Origin of the sequence: Crossiella cryophila (genome assembly GCF_014204915.1) — a bacterium.
Taxonomy (GTDB): Bacteria; Actinomycetota; Actinomycetes; order Mycobacteriales; family Pseudonocardiaceae; genus Crossiella; species Crossiella cryophila.
The window spans coordinates 7,302,964-7,324,327 of the sequence record NZ_JACHMH010000001.1; the positions used below are offsets into that span (position 1 = coordinate 7,302,964).

2 protein-coding genes are annotated in these 21,364 nt (G+C 73.1%); one reads left to right on the top strand and one right to left on the bottom strand.

The genetic code is table 11. The features are described 5' to 3' along the window. Positions 1–64 precede the first annotated feature (64 nt). Complete coding sequence (locus HNR67_RS31685) at positions 65–817, top strand: SDR family NAD(P)-dependent oxidoreductase (RefSeq protein ID WP_185005829.1); 753 nt, start codon at positions 65–67, stop codon at positions 815–817. Between the two features lie 165 nt (positions 818–982). Here HNR67_RS31685 and HNR67_RS31690 read toward each other — a convergent pair whose 3' ends face one another. Beyond that, complete coding sequence (locus HNR67_RS31690) at positions 983–21,340, bottom strand: type I polyketide synthase (RefSeq protein ID WP_185005830.1); 20,358 nt, start codon at positions 21,338–21,340, stop codon at positions 983–985. Positions 21,341–21,364: the final 24 nt, after the last annotated feature.

Here is a 21,364-nt window from a genome sequence, read left to right on the forward strand (position 1 = left end):
TGGACAGAGACAGTTCCAGCTAAATGTTTGGTGGTGGCCGGCTAGCCGTCCGCAGGATGCGGGCATGCAGTCACGAGTTGCGGTGGTCACCGGCGGTGGTTCCGGTATTGGCGCGGGTATCGCGCGGGCGTTGGCGGGTCTGGGGCATCGGGTCGCGGTGCTGGATCGGGTGGCCGAGGGCGCCGCCGGGGTGGTCGAGGAGATCCGGGCGGCCGGTGGGTCGGCGTTGGCGGTGTCGGCTGACATCAGTGATCCCGGCGGTGTCGACCGGGCGGTTGGCGAGGTGACGGCGGCGTGGGGGCCGGTGGGCATCCTGGTAAACAACGCTGGGTTCGCCAGGGACAACCCGGTCTTGGACATGCCGCTCGCCGACTGGGATTCGGTGCTGGACACGCATTTGCGGGGCAGTTTCCTGTTGCTCAAGGCCACTGCGCCGGGCATGCGGGCGGCGGAGTGGGGGCGGATTGTCAATATTTCCAGCATTTCCGCGCTCGGGGACGACGAGCGGGTCAACTACGTGGCGGCCAAGGCCGGGCTGGAGGGGCTGACCCGGGCGGCGGCGCTGGATCTCGCGCCGTTCGGGATCACGGTGAACGCGGTGGGACCGGGGGTGGTGCAGACCGCGATGACCACGGTGAGTGCGGCTCGGGCTGGGCGGACCCTGGAGGAGCACCTGGAGGTGCAGGCGAAGTCGATTCCGCGGGGGCGGATCGGGACGCCGCACGACATCGCGCGAGCGGTGTTGTTCTTCGCGGCCGAGGACGCGGATTTTGTTACGGGGCAGGTGCTTTATGTGAGTGGCGGGCCGCACGGCTGACATGGTCGTGGGCTGGGGCCGGGGCGACATTGCACCCGGTCCCAGCCCACGGGGTCTTACTGGGTGACCCGCACGGACCCGGCGTTGCGCCGTGGTTCCTCCCCGTACCGGCCGATCTTCACTCTGCTACCTCCGCAACGCGGAAACGCGCAGTGTTTCCCTGGATCACGGCTTCTCCCACTCGTTGTCCAGCAGGTCGAACAGCTCCTCGTCGGTGGCTGCCTCGAAGTCGACCTCGCCGTTGTCGGCGCCGTTCTTGGCGCTCCAGCCGGAGAGCAGCAGGTCGAGTTTGCCGGTGATCTGCTGGCGGAGGGTGTCGTCGGTGGCCAGGGCGGCGAGTTCGGCGCCGAGTTTGTCGAGCTGGCGCAGGACATCGGTGGCGGGGTCGGACTCGGCGGGGGCCAGCAGTGGGAGCAGGTAGTCGGCGAGGACCTCCGGGGTGGGGTGGTCGAAGAGCAGCGAGACCGGGAGGCGGCGGCCCAGTGCCGCGCCCAGGCGGTTGCGGAGTTCGACGGTGGTGAGGGAGTCGAAGCCGAGTTCCTGGAAGCGGCGGTCGCGGCCGACGGCGGAGGGGTCGGCGTGGCCGAGGACGGCGGCGGCCTGGTCACGGACCAGGTCCACGACGACCTCGTGGCGCTGGGTCACCGGGGCTTCGGCGAGCTTGGCCAGGAAGTCGGCTGCCGGGTCGCCGACCGCGCCGCGCTGGTCCGAGCTGCGGACCAGGGCGCGGAGCAGGGGCGGGACCTGGCCGGAGGAGCGGATGGAGGCCAGGTCCAGGCGGAGCGGGACGGGGACGGCTTCGGGGCCTGCCGGGAGGCCGTCGAAGAGGGCCATGCCTTCCTCGGCGGACAGCGGCAGGACGCCGAGGCGGCGCATGCGGGCTGCTTCGGCGGTGCTGACCATGCCGTCGTCCAGGGACCAGGGGCCCCAGGCGATGGAGGTGGCCGGCAGGCCCTGGGCGCGGCGGTGCTGGGCCAGGGCGTCGATGAAGCTGTTGGCGGCGGCGTAGCTGGCCTGGCCGCCGTTGCCGAAGACGCCGGCGACCGAGGAGAACAGCACGAACGCGGTCAGGTCCAGGTGCTGGGTCAGCTCGTGCAGGTGCCAGGCGGCGTCGACCTTGGGGCGCAGCACCGGGGTGAGCGCGTCCGGGGTCAGGCCGGTGATCACGCCGTCGTCGAGCACACCGGCGGCGTGCACCACGGCCTGGATGGCGTGTTCGGCCGGCACCTCGGCCAGGGCGGCCGCGATGGCTTCGCGGTCGCCGACGTCGCAGGCCCGGAGTTGTGCGGTGGCGCCGTGGGTGGCGAGTTCGGCGGCCAGCTCGGTCGCGCCAGCTGCCGCGTCACCGCTGCGGCTGAGCAGGAGCAGGTGGCGGATGCCGTGCCGGGTGACCAGGTGGCGGGCCACGACCTTGCCCAGGCCGCCGGTGCCGCCGGTGATGACGACCGTGCGGTCCGGGTCCCACTTGGTGCCGGTGTCCTGCTGGACCGGGAGCCGGTGCAGGCGGGCGGCCAGGGTGCGGCTGCCGCGGACGAGCACCTGCGGTTCCTCTTCCAGGAGGGCGAGGGCGGATTCGGGGATGTCGTCCTGGTCCAGGTCGAGCAGGCCGAAGCGGCCGGGCTGCTCGTGCTGGGCCGAGCGGATCAGGCCCCAGATCGCCGCGCCGCCGACGTCTTCCGGTTCGGCGCCGATGGCCTTGCGGGTGACCAGGACCAGGCGGGAGGCGGCGAAGCGCTCCTCGGCCAGCCACTGCTGCACCACGGCCAGGGTCGCGCCGAGCCGGTCGTGCGCGGCGGCGGCCAGGTCACCGCTGGTGGCGTTGCAGCGCAACAGGACCAGCGGCGGCGGGACGTCGAGTTCGTCGAGCGAGGTGATCTCGGTCCAGTCCGGCAGCAGTGCGGTGGTGTGGGCCGGGGTCCAGGCCAGGTGGAACAGGGCGTCCTGGGCGCGGTCGGCGGCGGCGAGCTGTTCGGTGGAGACCGGGCGGACCCGGAGAGTGTCCACTGTGGCCACTGGCTGACCGTCCACATCGGACGCCAGCAGGGTCAGCCCTTGTTCGGTGCGGGTCAGCTTGACCCGCAGGGCGTTGGCTCCCGTGCGGTGCACGGTGACGCCCTCCCAGGTGTGCGGGACGGCGGCCTCACCGGTACCGGCGGCGGCGACCATGGCCGCGTGCAGGGCCGAGTCCAGCAGGGCCGGGTGCAGGCCGAAAGCCGTTGCCTGCTCGGCGAAATCGGCGTGCAGGGCGACCTCGGCGTACAGCTCCTCCTCGTGCCGCCACAGCGCGCGCAGGCCACGGAAGGCCGGGCCGTAGCCGAAACCGGCGTCGGTGAGCGCGTCGTAGCAGCCGGTCAGGTCGACCGCCTCGGCACCGGCCGGGGGCCAGGCCTCGGTGAGTTCGGTCGGGCGGGCGAGCTGGTCATCGAGGGCGCCGCTGGCGTTGAGGGTCCACTGTTCGTCCTCGCCCTCGGGGCGGGAGTGGATGGTGACCTCGCGTTCGCCCGCCTCGGTGGCCTCGCCGACCCGGACCTGCACCTGCACCGCGCCCTCGGCCGGCAGCAGCAGCGGGGCGGACAGGGTCAGGTCGACCAGCCTGCCGCAGCCGATCCGGTTGCCCGCCCAGATGGCCAGTTCGGCCAGGCCGGTGCCGGGGAACAGGACCCGGCCGAGCACCGCGTGATCGGCCAGCCAGGGCTGGGTGCGCAGGGAGAGCCTGCTGGCGAACAGCGCGCCGCGGCCGTCGGCGAACTCGGCCACCGCGCCGAGCAGTGGGTGGGCCGATTCGGCCAGGCCGAACGCGCCCGCCTCTCCCGACCGGTTGGTAGGCGCCTGGCTCGCCTGCGGCCAGTAGCGCTCGTGCTGGAAGGCGTAGGTCGGCAGGTCCACCAGGTTGGCGCCGGTGAACAGTTCCGGCCAGCGCACGGTCCGGCCCCAGCAGTGCAGGGCGGACAGCGCGGTCAGGCTGGCGGTGACCTCGTCCAGGTCGGCGCCGCCGGTGGCGACCACCAGACCGGCCTGTTCACCGTCCTGTTCCAGGTTCTCCAGCAGGGCCGACTTGAGTCCGGCGCGCGGGCCGAGTTCGAGGAAGACCTGGCTGCCTGCCTCGCGCAGGGCGGCCACGGTGTCGGCGAAGCGGACGGTCTGGCGCACGTGCCGCACCCAGAAGTCCGGATCGCCCAGCTCGTCCGCGCCCACCCGGGTACCGGTCAGCGCGGAAACCAGCGGGATGGTCGGTTCGCTGACGGTGATGCCGTCGATGGCCGCGGCGAACTCGGCCAGCATCGGCTCCATCAGCGGGGAGTGGAAGGCGTGGCTGACGGTCAGGCGTTTGGTGTCCCGGCCTTGCGCGGCAAGGGTTTCCGCGATGGCGAGCACCTCGGCCTCGGCCCCGGCCAGCACCAGTGAGCCGGGGGCGTTGACCGCGGCGACCGACACCTGGTCGGTGAGCAGCGGCAGCACCTCCGCCTCGGTGGCCCGGACCGCGATCATCACGCCACCGACCGGCAGGTTGGCCATCAAGCGGGCGCGGGCGCTGACCAAGGTGCAGGCGTCGGAGAGCGAGAGCGCGCCGCTGACGTGCGCGGCGGCCAGTTCGCCGATGGAGTGCCCGGCCAGGTAGTCGGGGCGGGCGCCCCAGGACTCGAACAGGCGGAACAGCGCGACCTCGAAGGCGAACAGGGCCGGTTGGGTCCAGCGGGTGTCGTTGAGCGGGGTGGCGTCCTCGCCCCACATCACCGCGCGCAGGTCGTCGCCGAACTCGCTGAGCACCGCGTCGAAGGCGGTGGCGAAGGCCGGGTAGCGGGCGTGCAGGTCCCGGCCCATGCCCAGGCGTTGCGAGCCCTGGCCGGAGAAGACGAACGCGGTGCGGCCACCGGCGGGTGAGCCGAGTACCAGGCCGGGGGCGGTCTTGCCCTCGGCGAGCGCGGTCAGCGCGGCGCGGGCGGTGGACAGGTCGGTCGGGTCGGCCAGCACGGCAGCCCGGTGCCGGAACGCCGAGCGGCCGGTGGCCAGGGAGTAGCCGAGGTCGGCCGGGTTGACCTCGCCGGTGCGGAGCTGGGCGAGCAGGCGACCGGCCTGGGCGCGCAGGGCGTGCTCCCCGCGAGCGGAGAGCAGCCACGGGACCACACCCGTTTGGGCACGCCTACCGACCGGTCGGTCGGGGGCTTGTTCGAGGACCACGTGCGCGTTGGTGCCGCTGATGCCGAAGGAGGACACCGCACCGCGCCGGGGCCGGTCGACCTGCGGCCAGGGGGTGGTCTCGGCGAGCAGTTCGATCCGGCCCTCGGTCCAGTCAACCTCGGTGGAGGGGCTGTCCAGGTTGACTGTGGGCGGCAGTTCGCCGTGCTGGATGGCCAGCACCATCTTGATCACACCGGCGACGCCCGCGGCGGCCTGGGTGTGGCCCAGGTTGGACTTGACCGAGCCGAGCAGCAGCGGGGTGTCCCGGTCCTGGCCGTAGGTGGCGAGCAGCGCCTGGGCCTCGATCGGGTCGCCGAGGGTGGTGCCGGTGCCGTGGCCCTCGACCGCGTCGACGTCCGAAGTGGACAGTCCGGCGCTGGCCAGTGCCTGGCGGATGACGCGTTGCTGGGACGGGCCGTTGGGGGCGGTGAGGCCGTTGGAGGCGCCGTCGGAGTTGATCGCCGAGCCCTTGACGACCGCGAGGATCTGGTGGCCGTTGCGCTGGGCGTCGGAGAGGCGTTCGAGCACGAGCATGCCGACGCCTTCGGCCCAGGCCACGCCGTCGGCGGTGTCGGAGTAGGACTTGCACCGGCCGTCGGGGGCGAGCCCGTTCTGCCGGGTGAACTCCACGAACGCGCCGGGGGTGGCCAGCACGGTCGCGCCACCGGCGAGCACCAGCGAGCACTCCCCCGCCCGCAGCGCCTGGGCGGCCCAGTGCAGGGCGACCAGGGAGGAGGAGCAGGCCGTGTCGACGGTGACCGCGGGGCCTTCCAGGCCGAGGATGTAGGAGATCCGGCCGGAGGCGACGCTGGGTGCGTTGCCGCTACCGCGGAAGCCCTCGAACTCATCGGCGGTGAGCATGCTGCCGTAGTCGGCGTACATGATCCCGGCGAAGACCCCGGTGTCGCTGCCGCGCAGGTTGGCCGGGTCGATCCCGGCTCGTTCCAGGGCTTCCCAGCTGGCTTCCAGGAGCAGGCGGTGCTGGGCGTCGGTGGCCAGGGCCTCGCGTGGGCTCATGCCGAAGAACTCGGCGTCGAACCCGGCCACGTCGGCCATGAACCCGCCGCGCCCGGTGATCGAGGCACCGGCGGCCCCGGCTTCCCGGCCGATGAGCGAGTCCAGGTCCCAGCCGCGGTCCCTGGGGAAGTCCGAGGTGGCGTCCCGGCCGGCGCTGAGCAGCTTCCACAGGTCTTCCGGCGAGTTGACGCCGCCCGGGAAGCGGCAGCCGATGCCGACGATCGCGATGGGTTCGTCGTTGGCCGCGCTGGTGCGGACCTTGGTGGCGGGGGCGTCGGCCGCGCCGAGCAGTTCGTCGAGGAGGTGCCGGGTGAGCACGGTGGCCGACGGGTAGTCGAAGACCAGGGTGGCCGGCAGGCGCAGGCCGAGTTCGGCGGTGAGCTGGTTGCGCAGTTCGACCGCGGTGAGCGAGTCGAAGCCGAGTTCGGCGAAGGAGCGGTCCGGGTCGATCAGGTGCGCGCCGTCGTGTGCGAGCACCGCGGCGACCCTGGTGCGGACCATCTCCTCCAGGACCTCGTGCCGGTCGGCCGGGCTGAGCTTGCCGAGGCGTTCGATCAGGCCGGTCGCGGTGGCCGAAGCCTTTGCCGTGCGCCGGTTGCTGCGACGCGGGGTGACGAGGTGGTGCAGCACCGGGGGCAGCTCGGCCTGGGCGCGCAGGGCGGCCAGGTTGAGGCGGACCGGCAGCAGCACCGGCTCGTCCCTGGTGAGCGCGGCGTCGAAGAGGCCGAGGGCCTGCTCGACTGGCAGCAGCGGCAGTCCGGTCTGTTCCAGGCGGTCGCGTTCGGCGGTGGACAGCCTTGCGGTCATGCCGGTTTCGGGTGCCCAGCCGCCCCAGCCGAGCGCGATGGCTGGCAGGCCGTCAGCCTGGCGGTGGCGGGCCAGGGCGTCGACGAAGGCGTTGGCGGCCGCGTAGTTGCCCTGTCCGGCCGCGCCCATGGTGCCGGCGAGGGAGGAGAAGAGCACGAACGCGGTGAGGTCACGGTCCTTGGTGGCCTCGTGCAGGTGCCAGGCGGCGTCCGCCTTGGCGCCGAGGGCCTTGGCCAGGCGGTCCGGGGTGAGCGAGTCGATCACGCCGTCGTCGAGTACTCCGGCGCAGTGCACCACCGCGGTGAGGTCGCCGATGTCGTTGACCAGGCTGGTGATCGCGTCCCGGTCGGCGACGTCGCAGGCCACGATCCGGGCGGTGGCGCCGAGTTCGGTGAGTTCGGCGAGCAGTTCGGCCGCACCCGGGGTGTCCGGGCCGCGGCGGCTGGCCAGGACCAGGCTGCGGATGCCGTGGGTGTCGGCCAGGCGGCGGGCGACCAGGCGGCCGAGGCCGTCGACGCCGCCGGTGACCAGCACGGTGCCGTCCCAACCGATCGGTCGGGGCTCGGGCTTGGGCGCTCTGGCCAGGCGTCCGGCCAGGATGTCGGTGCCGCGCACCACGAGCTGGGGTTCGTCGGAGGTGAGGGCGGCGGCGGGCGGGGTGTCGGCCTGGTCGAGGTCGATCAGGCGGAACAGGCCGGGGTGTTCGGACTGGGCGCTGCGGACCAGGCCCCAGACCGCGGCGGCGGCCGGGTCGGCGCCCGTGGTCGCGCCGCGGGTGAGGATGATCAGCGGTTCGGCGGCTGCCGAGTGCTGCTGGAGCAGGGCGAGGGCCGCGGTGGTGAGGGTCAGCGCGGAGCCAGGCAGGTCGCCGGGGGTGCCGGTGAACTCGGCCACGGCGATGCTGGTTTCCGGCTGTGGCGCGGTGTTCGCCTGGAGCGGGGTCCAGTCCAGGGTGAACAGCGCGTCGCCGAGCTGGACACCCTCAGCCGGGTCGGCCTCCCTGGTGAGCAGGGCCTCGACGGTTACCACGGGCAGGCCGTCGGTGTCTACCGCGTGGATGGTGACGGCGTCGGGGTTGCCCGCGCTGGGGGCCAGGCGGGCACGCAGCTGCTGGGCGCCGGAGGCGTGCAGGCGGACGCGTTCCCAGGAGAACGGCAGCCGCGGGCGGCCGCCTTCGCCTGCGGCGATCAGGGCGTGCAGGGTGGCGTCGAGCAGGGCCGGGTGCAGGCCGTAGCCCGCCTGGCTGTCCTCGGCCAGGGTGACCTCGGCGAACAACTCGGTGCCGCGCTGCCAGAGTGCGGTCAGGCCCTGGAAGGCCGGGCCGTAGCCGAAGCCGCGGCGGGCGAATTCCTCGTAGCAGTCGGCCAGATCGACCGGCTGGCTGCCTTCGGGCGGCCAGACCGCGGTGTCGAAGTCAGTGGACTCGGTGGTGGGTGCGGGGGCCAGCTGGCCGCTGGCGTGCCGGGTCCACGGTTCGTCCTCGGTGTCGGCCGGGCGGGAGTGGATGGTGATCGGGCGGTTGCCGCGATCATCCGATGCGCCGACGACCACCTGCAGGTTGACCGCGCCGTCGGCGGGCACCGGCAGGGCGGCGGCCATGGTGAGTTCCTCGACCAGGTCGCAGCCGACCAGGTCGCCTGCCCGGAAGGCGAGTTCGACAAAACCCGCGCCGGGGAACAGGATCCGGCCGTTGACCTCGTGATCGGGCAGCCACGGGTGCGCGACCGGGGACAGCCTGCCGCTGAGCAGGACCTCGCCGGTGGCGGCCAGGCCGGTGCTCGCCGCGAGCAGCGGGTGCCGGGTGACCTCCAGGCCGAGTGCGGTGGCCTCACCGCGGCCGGGGCCGGGCGCGGGCCAGTAGCGGCGGTGCTGGAACGGGTAGGTGGGCAGGTCGACCGTGGATCCACCGGCCAGCAACGTGGTCCAGTCGATCCGGGCGCCGCCGACGTGCAGGGCGGCCAGGCCGCGCAGCACGGCTTCCGCTTCATCGGTGTCCGGCCGCAGCACCGGGGCGGCGACCGAACCCGTTGGCAGCACATCACTCGCGGCGGCGGAGAGCTGGCCGTCGGGGCCGAGTTCGAGCACCGCGCGCACGCCGAGTTCGCCGAGGGTGGCGACCGCGTCGGCGAAGCGCACGCAGCCGCGGACCTGCTCGGCCCAGTAGCCGGTGGTGCGCAGCTCGTCGGCTTCGGCGAGCTTGCCGGTCAGGGTGGAGACGACCGGGATGGTGGCTTCACCGAAGGACATTCCGTCGATGGCTGCGGTGAACTGGGTGAGCATCGGGTCCATCAGCGGGGAGTGGAAGGCGTGGCTGACGGCCAGCTTCCGGGTCCGGTGGCCCGCTTCGGCGAGTTGGTCGGCGAGGGCGGTGACCGCCTCGGCCGCGCCGGAGAGCACCACGCTGTCCGGGCGGTTGATCGCGGCGATGGCCACCTGGTCGGTGAGCAGCGGCCGGACCTCGGCCTCGGGGGCCTGCACGGCGATCATGACGCCGCCCGCGGGCAGGTCGGCCATCAGCCGGGCGCGGGCACTCACCAGGGTGCAGGCGTCGGAGAGGGAGAGGATGCCGCTGACGTGCGCGGCGGCGATCTCGCCGATCGAGTGCCCGACCAGGTAGTCGGGGCGCTGGCCCCAGGATTCGACCAGTCGGTAGGCGGCGACTTCCAGGGCGAACAGGGCGGGCTGGGCCCAGCGGGTGTCGTTGAGCTGCTCGGCGTCCTCGCCCCACATGACCGCGCGCAGCTCCTCGCCGAACTCGGCGATCACCGCGTCGAAGGCGGTCGCGAAGGCCGGGTGGCGCTCGTACAGGCCGCGACCCATGCCCAGGCGTTGCGAGCCCTGGCCGGAGAACACGTAGGCGGTGCGGCCGTCCTCGGTGGCCACGCCGCGGGCCAGTTCCACGCCGTCCAGGAGCACGGCGCGGTGGTCGAACAGGGCCCTGGTGGTGGCCAGGGAGTAGCCGATGTCGACCGGGTCGCCGTCCAGGACGCGGGTTTGCTCGATCACGGCGTCCAGGGCGGGCGGGGACTGGGCGGAGACCAGCCACGGGACCTTGTGCGCCGGGGTTTCCTTGGCGCGCTTGGGTTTGACCGGGGGCTGTTCCAGGATGACGTGCGCGTTGGTGCCGCTGATGCCGAAGGAGGAGACGCCGACCCGGCGCGGGCGGTTGACCTCTGGCCAGGTGGTTTGCTCGGTGAGCAGTTCGACCTCGCCCGCGGTCCAGTCGACCTTGGTGGAGGCGGTGTCGGCGTGCAGGGTGCGCGGCAGCACGCCGTGTGCCATGGCCTGGATCATCTTGATCATGCCCGCGACGCCGGCCGCGGCCTGGGTGTGGCCCAGGTTGGACTTGATCGAGCCGAGCAGCAGCGGCCGTCCCTCCGGCCGGTCCTGGCCGTAGGTGGCGAGCAGGGCCTGGGCTTCGATCGGGTCGCCGAGCGGGGTGCCGGTGCCGTGGCCTTCCACCGCGTCGACGTCCGAAGTGGACAGTCCGGCGGCGGAGAGCGCCTGGTGGATGACGCGTTGCTGGGACGGGCCGTTGGGGGCGGTGAGGCCGTTGCTGGCACCGTCGGAGTTGACCGCGGATCCCTTGAGCACAGCCAGGATCTGGTGGCCGTTGCGCTGGGCGTCGGAGAGGCGTTCGAGCACGAGCATGCCGACGCCTTCGGACCAGCCGACGCCGTCCGCGCCGTCGCCGTAGGCCTTGCAGCGGCCGTCCTCGGAGAGTCCGCCCTGGCGGGAGAACTCCAGGAACGCGCCCGGGGTGGACATCACGGTGACACCACCGGCCACCGCGATGGTGGCCTCACCGGCACGCAGGGCCTGGGCGGCCAGGTGCACCGCGACCAGGGAGGAGGAGCAGGCGGTGTCGATGGTGACCGCGGGGCCCTCCAGGCCGAGGGCGTAGGCGACCCGGCCGGAGGCGATGCTGGCCGCGCTGCCGTTGCCGCGGAAGCCGTCGAACTCGGGGCCTTCGAGGAGCATGGCGTAGTCGTTGTACATCACGCCGGTGAACACGCCGGTCCGGCTGCCGCGCAACGAACTCGGGTCGACGCCCGCGCGTTCCAGGGCCTCCCAGGTGACCTCCAGGAGCAGGCGCTGCTGGACGTCGGTGGTGACCGCCTCGCGCGGGCTGATGCCGAAGAAGTCGGCGTCGAACTCGGCTGCCTGCAACAGGAAGCCGCCGTTGCGGGTGTAGCTGGTGCCGGGGTGTTCGCGGTCGGGGTGGTAGAGGCGGCCGACGTCCCAGCCGCGGTCCGGCGGGAACTCCGAGACCGCGTCCACGCCGTGGGTGACCAGGTGCCACAGGTCTTCCGGCGAGTTGACCCCGCCCGGGTAGCGGCAGCTCATGCCGACCACCGCGATCGGATCCCCGGCGACGGCGCGGACCTGGGTGGTCTGCACCGGGCGGTCCGTACCAACGCCGAGTTCGCCCAGCAGGTAGTCGGCGATGGCGGCGGCGGAGGGGTGGTCGAAGGCGAGGGTGGCGGGCAGTTTGAGGCCGGTGTCGGCGCCGAGCTGGTTGCGCAGTTCGACCGCGGCCAGGGAGTCCAGGCCGAGGTCCTGCAGGGCACGCTGGGGCTTGATCGAGGCGCCGCTGTCGTGGCCGAGCACCCCGGCGATCCGCCCGCGCACCAGGTCTTCCAGCAGGACCCGGCGTTCGTCCTTGCCCAGTCCGGCGAGCTTGGCGGCCAGGCCGCCGTTGACCCGCTGCTGACCACGCGCGGCCCGCTTGCCGGGGCGGATCAGGCCGCGGAAGACCGCGGGGATCTCGCCCCTGGACCGGATCGCGGCCAGGTCGAACAGGATCGGCGCGACCGAGGGTTCGTCCACGGCCAGCGCGAGGTCGAACAGCGCGAGACCGTCCACAGTGGACATGAGTGGGGTGCCGGTGCGGGCCAGCCGGGCCCGGTCGGCCTCGGCCAGACGGCTTGCCATACCCGCGGTTGCCCAGCCGCCCCAGGCCATGGAGCGGGCGGGCAGGCCGAGGGTGTGCCGGTGGGCGGCCAGGGCGTCCAGGAAGGCGTTGGCCGCGGCGTAGTTGGCCTGGCCCGGCGCGCCGAGCAGGCCACCGGCCGAGGAGAACAGCACGAACGCGGCCAGGTCGCGGTCCTTGGTGGCCTCGTGCAGGTGCCAGGCCGCGTCGACCTTGGGGCGCAACACGGTGGCCAGGCGCTCGGGGGTGAGCGCGGGGATCAGGGCGTCGTCGAGCACGCCCGCGGAGTGCACGACACCGGTGAGGTCGGGGATGCCGTTGACCAGGTTGAGCACGGCCTGCCGGTCGGCCAGGTCGCAGGCGACGACCTCGACCGGGATGCCGAGTTCCTCGACCAGTTCGGTCACACCCTCGGCGGCCGCGCCCCGGCGGCTGGCCAGGACCAGGCGGGCCACGCCCTGCCCGGCCAGGTGCTTCGCGATGACCGCGCCGAGTCCGCTGGTGCCGCCGGTGATCAGCACCGAACCCTCGGTGGGCCAGGTGAACGGCTGCTCGGCGGGGGTGATCCGGGTCAGGCGGGCGGCGTGCGGGACGCCGTCGCGCAGGGCCAGCTGGGGTTCGGCCGGGTCGAGCGCGCCGGCGGGCAGGTCGGCCGGGGTGAGGTCGCCTGCCGGGATGGTGGTGTCCAGGTCGAGCAGGCCGAAGGCGTCGGGGCTTTCGGCTTGCGCGGAGCGGACCAGGCCCCAGATCGCCGCAGCGGCCGGGTTTTCGCCGGTGGTCGCGCCGCGGGTGAGGAAGACCAGGCGCGGGCCGCCGTCGGCGATCCGCTGTTGCAGCAGGGCGAGCACGCGGGCGGTCTCGGTGTGCGCGTCCTGGCGCGGGTCCTCGCCGGTGGTGATCCGGACCAGGGTGGTGTCCGGGTCGTTGTCCACTGTGGACGTTGCCGGGGTCCAGCCGAGCCGGTACAGCGAGTCCGTGCGGGACCGGGTCGCGGCGGCGGCGCGTTCGCGCATTCGCAGGGCGGACACGGTCAGCACCGGGTCACCGGCCGGGTCGGCGGCCTCGATGCGCAGGGCACCGGCCTCGGGCTGGCTGACCCGCACCCGCAGCGCGGTCGCGCCGGTGGCGTGCAGGGTCACGCCGTCCCACTGGAATGGCAGGGTGTCCGGGTTGCCGCCCGCCGCGCCGACCAGCGTGGTGTGCAGCGAGGCGTCGAGCAGGGCCGGGTGCAGGGTGAAGCCGTCGGCCTCGGTGTCCAGGGTGACCTCGGCGTACAGGTCGCCGTTGTGCCGCCACAGGGCGTGCAGGCGCTGGAAGGCCGGGCCGTAGTGGAAACCGTGGGTGGCGAACTCGTCGTAGCAGCCGGTCAGGTCGACGGGTTCGGCGTCGGCAGGCGGCCAGACGGTGGCGTCGAAACCGAGCTGGGCCGGGGTTTCCTCGGCGCTGAACAGGCCGTTGGCGTGCAGGATCCAGTCGCCGTCCTGGTCGTCACCGCGGGAGTGGATGGTGACGCGGCGGCGGCCGGACTCCTCGGGCTCGACGAGCACCTGGACGGTCACCGCGCCCGCGCCGGGCAGGATGAGCGGGGCGGCCAGGGTGAGGTCGGCCAGCTGGGCGCAGCCGAGTTCGTCGCCCGCGCGCAGTGCGAGTTCGACGAATCCGGCCCCGGCGAAGAGGACCTGGTCGCCTACCGTGTGGTCGGCGAGCCAGGGGTGGGTGTCCAGGGACAGGCGGCCGGTGAGCATCAGCGCGCCGGTGTCGGCGATGGTGACCGCGCCGCCGAGCAGCGGGTGGTCGGTGGAGCTGAGGCCGACCGAGGCGGCGTCGCCGGTGGCGCGGAAGGGGGCTGGCCAGTACTCGGTCTGGTCGAAGGCGTAGGTGGGCAGGTCGACCCGGTGCGCGCCGGGGTAGCAGCCGGTCCAGTCCACCGGGGCGCCGGCCACGTTGGCCAGGGCGAGGGAGCGGTAGACGCGGTCCAGGCCGCCGTCGTCCCGGCGCAGGGTGGGCACGACCACTGCGCTGCTGCCGGTGTCGTCGATGGTGCCGGAGATGCCGGGGACCAGCACCGGGTGCGGGCTGACCTCGATGAACAGGCCGCGCCCCTGGCGGAGCAGGGTGCGCACGGCGGGCTCGAACTGCACGGTCTCGCGCATGTTGCGGAACCAGTACTCGGCGGTCAGCCCGGCCGGGTCGATCCACTCCCCCGTGACCGTGGACAGCATCGGCACGTCCAGGGACGTCCGCGGCTGGAGGTCGGCGAGGGCGGTCAGGACGCGGTCGTGCACGCGGTCGAACATGGCCGAGTGGGCCGGGAAGTCACCGGCGACCGAGCCGACCCGGATGCCGTCGGCCTCCAGGATGGCGCGGAGTTCGTCCAGGGCGGCGTACTCGCCGGAGACCACGGTGGCGTTGGGGCCGTTGACCGCGGCGATGCCCAGGCGGTCGGCGAAGTCGGCCAAGCGCGGCTGCACCTGGGCCAGCGGCAGGGCGACCGCGATCATCGAGCCCTGGCCGCAGAGTTCCTCGGCGATGGCCTTGCTGCGCACCGAGATGACCAGTGCACCGTCCTCAAGGGACAGTGCGCCAGCGATGCAGGCGGCGGCGACCTCGCCCTGGGAGTGGCCGAGCACGGCGGAGGGGCGGACGCCGTGGGCGCGCCAGAGTTCCGCGAGGGAGACGCTGACCGCCCACATGGTCGGCTGGGCCACGTCGATCCGGTCCAGGCCGGGTGCGCCTTCCTTGCCGCGCAACACATCGAGCACGGAGAAGTCCAGGTGCGGGGCCAGCGCGGCCGCGCAGCGGGCCATGGCCTCGGCGAAGACCGGCGACTGCTCCAGCAGCTGCGCGCCCATGCCGGTCCAGTACGCACCCTGCCCGGGGAAGGCGAAGGCGATGGCACGCCCGGCATCCGGGGCCTCGCCCACGACCGGTCCGGTCCCACCGGCGGCGAGGGCGCGGAGTCCGGCGAGGAGTTCCTCGGTGTCCGAGCCGATGACGACCGCGCGGTGCGGCAGGGTGGCGCGTCCGGCGGCCAGGGACAGGCCGACGTCGGCCGGGTGGAAGTCGGTGACGGCCGCGGCCAGGCGTTCGGCCAGGCCACGCACGCTGTTCTCGGTCTGGCCGGAGAGCACCCAGGGCAGCACGCCCTCGTGCCGGGTGGGCGCGGGTTCTGGGGCGGGCGGCGGTTCTTCGAGCACGACGTGCGCGTTGGTGCCGCTGATGCCGAAGGAGGAGACCGCGGCCCGGCGCGGGCGATCCAGTTGCGGCCACGGGGTTTCCGCGGCCAGCAGCTCGACCTCGCCCGCCTGCCAGTCCACGTGTGAGGAGGGGGTTTCCAGGTGCAGGGTCCTGGGCAGCAGGCCGTGCCGCATGGCCATGACCATCTTGATGATCCCGGCGACGCCCGCGGCGGCCTGGGTGTGGCCCAGGTTGGACTTGATCGAGCCGAGGAACAGTGGCTCTTCCCGGTCCTGGCCGTAGGTGGCGACCACCGCTTCGGCCTCGATCGGGTCGCCGAGTGGGGTGCCGGTGCCGTGACCCTCGACCACGTCGACGTCCGAAGTGGACAGTCCGGCGCTGGCCAGCGCGGCCCGGATGACGCGTTGCTGGGCGGGGCCGTTGGGGGCGCTCATGCCGTTGGAGGCGCCGTCGGAGTTGACCGCGGAGCCCTTGATCAGGCCGAGCACCTGGTGCCCGTTGCGGCGGGCGTCGGAGAGGCGTTCCAGCACGAGCATGCCGACGCCTTCGGACCAGGCCACGCCGTCGGCGGTGTCGGAGTAGGAGCGGCAGCGGCCGTCCGGGGACAGCCCGCCCTGCCGGGAGAACTCCACGAACGCGCCGGGGGTCGCCATGATCGCCACGCCACCGGCGAGGGCCAGTTCGCATTCGCCGTTGCGCAGGGCCTGTCCGGCCAGGTGCACTGCGACAAGGGAGGAGGAGCAGGCGGTGTCGACGGTGAGGGTCGGCCCTTCCAGGCCGAAGGTGTAGGCGACCCGGCCGGAGGCGATGGCCGCCGAGCCGCCGTTGCCGCGGAAGCCCTCGAACTCATCGGCGCCGAGCAGGGTCGCGTAGTCGGTGTACATGACACCGGCGAAGACCGCGGTCGCACTGCCGCGCAAGGAGGTCGGGTCCATCCCGGCCCGCTCCAGGGCCTCCCATGTGGCCTCCAGGAGCAGGCGTTGCTGGGCGTCGGTGGAGAGCGCGTCCCGCGGGCTCATCCGGAACAACGCGGCGTCGAACTTGCCCGCGTCGTGCAGGAAGCCGCCGTGCCGGACGTAGGAGGTGCCGGGCAGGTCGGAGTCGCGGCCGAACAACGCGGCCATGTCCCAGCCGCGGTTGACCGGGAACTCGCTGATCGCGTCCACGCCCTCGTGCACCACGCGCCACAGGTCATCCGGCGAGCCGACACCACCCGGGTAGCGGCAGCTCATGCCGACGATGGCGATCGGCTCGTCGGCACGGACCACAGTGGACGGTCGCTGCGGGGTGGGGGTGACCGCGCCGCCGAGCAGTTCGCCGAGCAGGAACTCGGTGAGCTTGAGCGCGTTGGGGTGGTCGAAGACCAGGGTGGCCGGCAGGCGGATGCCAGTGTCGCCGCCGAGGCGGTTACGCAGTTCGACGGCGGTGAGCGAGTCGAAGCCGAGGTCGTTGAAGTTCCGGGAGGGGTCCAGCACGACCTCCTCACCGTGCCCGAGCACACCGGCGACCGCGGTCAGGGTGAGCTTGAGCAAGGTCGAGGAACGCTCGGCCTCGGGCAGTGCGGCCAGCCGTCCGGCCAGCTCGCCCGCTGCCCCCGCAGCCGCACCGGCAGCACGCCGGGAGGAGGTGCGGATCAAGGCGCGCAACAGGTGTGGCGGCCTGCCGAGGGAGCGCAGGGTGGCCAGGTCGAGGCGGGCGGGCATGAGTACCGGGCGGTGATCGGCCAGGGAGGCGTCGAACAGGGCGAGACCCTGCTCGTCGGTGAGCGCGGGCATGCCACCGCGGGCGGCGCGCTTCTGGTCGACGTCGGAACGTCCGGCGGTGATGCCGGTTTCCGAGGCCCAGACACCCCAGGCCAGGGACACCGCGGGCAGGCCGAGGCCGTGCCGGTGCCGGGCCAGCGCGTCGAGGTAGGCGTTGGCGGCGGAGTAGTTACCCTGGCCCGCGGAACCGACGGTGCCCGCGGCGGAGGAGAACAGCACAAACGCGGTGAGGTCGCGGTCGCGGGTCAGCTCGTGCAGGTGCCAGGCGGCATCGGCCTTGGCGCGCAAGGCATTCGCCAGGCGCTCGGGGGTCTGCGACTCGATCAGGCCGTCGTCGACCACACCGGCGGCGTGCACCACCGCGGTCAGTTCCGGCAGCTGCGCGACGAGATCCGCCACAGCGGTGCGGTCGGAGACGTCGCAGGCGAGCACCCGGACCGCGGCGCCGAGTTCGGTGAGTTCCGCGATGGCCTCGGCCGCTTCGGGGGCGGCCGGGCCGCGGCGGCTGACCAGGACCAGGTCGCGCACCCCGCGCTGGGTGACCAGGTGGGTGGCGAGCAGGCGGCCCAGGCCGCCGAGACCACCGGTGATCAGCACGGTGCCGGTCTCGGACCACAACGCGGGCTGTTCGGGGATGGCGACCCGGTTGAGCCGGGCCCCGGAGAGCTGGTTGTCCCGCACGGTGAGCTGGGGTTCGTCCGAGCCGAGGGCCTGGGCGAGGGTCTCGCCGGTGGAGTCCTCGTCCAGGTCGATCAGGGTGAACCGGCCAGGCTGTTCGGACTGGGCGGCGCGCACCAGGCCCCATACCGCGGCGGCGGCCAGGTCCTGGCCGGTGACCGCGCCGTGGGTGACGAAGGTGAGCCGGGTTTCCGCGCTCGCGGTCAGGCACTGCTGGATGAGGTCCAGGGCCTGGCTGGTGAGTTCGAGGGCGGAGGCGGGTTCGTCGGTGCCGACCAGGCTGACCACCGCGCTGTCCCCGGCCTCGGCCACCGAACCCGCGACGCGCAGTTCGGCCGCACCAGCAAGGCGGTTGCGGAGTTCGAGGACGTCCTCACCCACGATGGTGACGGGTTCGCCTGAGGCGGTCGCGGTGACCGGGGACCAGTCCAGCTCGAACAGCGAGTTGCGGTCCAGGGTGGGGCCCGCGGTGTCTGCGGTGGGCAGGGTGCGCATGAGCAGCGCGTCCACCGAGATCACCGGGTCGCCCGCGGTGTCGGTGGCCTGGATGCGCATGGTCGCGCCGCCGGAGTGGCTGATCCGCACCCGCAGCACAGCGGCGCCGGCGGCGTGCAGGGTGACGCCCTGCCAGGAGAACGGCATCTGGCCGGGGGCCTCGACCCCGTGGCCAAGCACCGAAGAAGCCTGGACGGCGGCGTCGAGCAGGGCGGGGTGCAGGCCGAATGCCTCGGCCTCGCGGGCCTGCGGCAGGGCGACCTCGGCGAAGACCTCGCCGGGCCGCCGCCACACCGCGCGCACGCCGCGGAACTCGGGGCCGTAGTCGAAGCCGCGTTCGGTGAACCAGGGGTAGAACACCGCCATGTCAACGGGTTCCGCGCCCTCGGGCGGCCAGGTCGGGTCGACGGGTTCGGCGGTGTGGCCGGTGCTGGCGAGCAGACCGCTGGCGTGCAGGGTCCACGGCTCGTCGACGGAGTTCTCCGGCCGGGAGTGGATGGCGATCTCGCGCTGACCGGAGTTGTCCGGGCCGACCGAGACCTGGAGCTGCACCGCACCGCGATCGGGCAGCATCAGCGGGGTGACCATGGTCAGCTCTTCGACCCGGTCGCAGCCAACGCCGTCGCCCGCGCGTCCGGCCAGTTCGAGGAAAGCGGTGCCGGGGAACAGGGTTCGCGCCGAGACCACGTGATCGGCCAGCCACGGCTGACTGTTGACCGAGACCCGGCCGGTGAAGATCACGCCGCTGTCGTCGGCCATGCTGACCAGCGCGGCGAGCAGTGGGTGCCCGACCACCTCCTGGCCGAGGCCGGAGGCGTCGCCGCCGTCCTCGCGGCAGATCACCCAGTACGGCTTGCGCTGGAACGGGTAGGTGGGCAGGTCGACCGGGGAACCGTTGGCGCACCAGGGCGTCCAGTCCACCGGGGCGCCGGTGACGTAGAGCGCGGCGAGTCCGGCGAGGGCGCTGTCCACCTCGGGGCGGTCGCGGCGCAGGACCGGAGCGGCGGCCAGGTTGGGGGCGATCTCGGTGACCGCGGCGCACAGGCGACCGTCCGGCCCGAGTTCGGTCAGGCGAGCAGTTCCTACCGCGGCAAGGGTTTCGATGGCGTCGGCGAAGCGGACCGGTTCGCGGACCTGGCGGACCCAGTAGCCGGGACTGCCGAAGTCGGGCACCGGGCCGACGGTGGAGATGACCGGGATTTCCGCCTTGCCAATGGTGATTCCGACGATGGCCTCGGCGAAGTCGGCCAGCATGGGTTCCATCAGCGGCGAGTGGAAGGCGTGACTGGTGCGCAGCCGCCTGCTCCGCTCGAACCGCGCGGCCAGGCGTTCGACCGCTTCCTCGGTGCCGGAGACCACGGTGGCGTTGGGGCCGTTGACCGCGGCGATGGACACGTCGTCGTCCAGCAGTGGCAGGACTTCGGCCTCGGGCACCGGCAGTGAGGCCATCGCGCCACCGGTGGGCAGTGCCTGCATCAGGCGCGCCCGGGCCGAGACCACCTTGCAGGCATCCGACAGCGACAGGATCCCGGCCACGTGTGCCGCGGCCAGCTCACCGATCGAGTGGCCCACCACGCGATCCGGGCGCACGCCCCAGGATTCGAGCAGGCGGAACAGCGCGACCTCAAGGGCGAACAGGGCGGGCTGGGCGTTGCCGGTCTCGTCCAGGGCGGCGGCGTCCTCGCCCCACATGACCTCGCGGACACCCTCGCCGAGTTCGGCGATGATCGCGTCGAAGGCCGCGGCGAAGGCCGGGAGGCGTTGGTACAGCTCGCGTCCCATGCCCAGGCGCTGCGAGCCCTGGCCGGAGAAGACGTACGCGGTGCCGCCGCCGGTGACCGATCCCCTGGCCAGCTCACGGCCGTTGAGGATCACTGCCCGGTGGTCGAACCGGGCCCTGGTGGCCAGCAAGGAGAAACCGATGTCGGCCGGGTCGCCTGCCAGGTCGCGGAGCTGGTCGATGCGGGCGTCCAGGCCCTCCAGCGAGCGGGCCGAGACCACCCACGGCACGGGCAGGCCGGAGACGACCGGCTCGGGGGTTTCGGGGGTTTCCTCGGGCTCGACGGGCGGCGGGGCCTGCTCGATGATCACGTGCGCGTTGGTGCCGGAGATACCGAAGGAGGACACACCCGCACGCCGCGGCCGGTCGGTCTCGGGCCAGCTGCGGGATTCGGTGACGAGCTGGACCTGTCCGTCGCCCCAGTCGACCTGGGTGGTCGGCGCGTCCACGTGCAGGGTCGCCGGGACCACGCCGTGCTCGATGGCCAGGGCCATCTTGATGATGCCCGCGACACCCGCGCCGGCCTGGGTGTGGCCGATGTTGGACTTGACCGAGCCCAGCAGCAGCGGGCGGTCGGCCGGGCGGCCCTGGCCGTAGACCGCGAGCAGCGCGTCGGCCTCGATCGGGTCGCCCAGGGTGGTGCCGGTGCCGTGCCCGTCGACGGCGTCCACCATCTCCGGGGTGAGCTGGGCGCTTTCCAGTGCGGCCTGGATGACGCGTTGCTGGGACGGGCCGTTGGGTGCGGTGAGCGAGCTGCTGGCGCCGTCGGAGTTGACCGCGGAACCGCGGACCACGGCGAGGATCTTGCGGCCGTTGCGCTGGGCGTCGGAGAGGCGTTCCAGCAGCAGCACACCGCCGCCCTCGCCCCAGCCCACGCCGTCGGCGGCGTCGGCGAAGGACTTGCAGCGCCCGTCCACGGCCAGGCCGCGCTGCCGGGAGAACTCCACGAACAGCCCGGAGTTGGGCAGCACGGTCGCGCCACCCACCAGGGCCAGCTTGGCCTCACCACTGCGCAGCGCCTGCGCGGCCAGGTGCAGCGCGACCAGCGAGGACGAACACGCGGTGTCCACGGTCAGCGCGGGTCCGCGCAGCCCCAGCAGGTAGGAGACCCGGCCGGAGATGACGCTGGCCGCGGTGCCGGTGGCGAGCTGGCCCTCGACCTCCTCCGGCGGGGTGCCGCGGATGCCGTAGCCCATGCTGATGCCGCCGACGAACACCGCGGTGTCGGTGCCACGCAGGCCGTGCGGGTCCAGCCGGGCCCGTTCCACCGCCTCCCAGCACAGTTCCAGCACGAGTCGCTGCTGCGGGTCCATCGCGAGGGCCTCGCGCGGGCTGATGCCGAAGAAGTCGGCGTCGAACCCGCTGGCGCCCTCCAGGAAGGCGGCCTCGCGCACATAACTGGTACCGGCGTGGTCGGGGTCGTCGTGGAAGAACCCGTCCAGTTCCCAGCCGCGGTCGGTGGGGAACTCGCCCACGGTGTCCCGCTCGTCGACGAGCACCTGCCAGAGCTGCTCCGGCGTCTCGATCCCGCCGGCGAACCGGCAGGACATGCCCACGATCGCGATCGGCTCGCTGTCCTGGGCCTCGACGTCGCGCAACCGCTGCCGGGTGCGACGAAGGTCAGCGGTGACCAGCTTGAGATAGTCCCGGAGCTTGTCCTCGGTACCGGTCATGTGCGCCTCGTTGCCCTTCCGCGT

Bases quoted from the DNA above. Each gene is read 5' to 3' on its own strand.
- HNR67_RS31685 (WP_185005829.1), top strand. From the start codon at position 65: ATGCAGTCACGAGTTGCGGTGGTCACCGGCGGTGGTTCCGGTATTGGC.
- HNR67_RS31690 (WP_185005830.1), bottom strand. From the start codon at position 21,340: ATGACCGGTACCGAGGACAAGCTCCGGGACTATCTCAAGCTGGTCACC.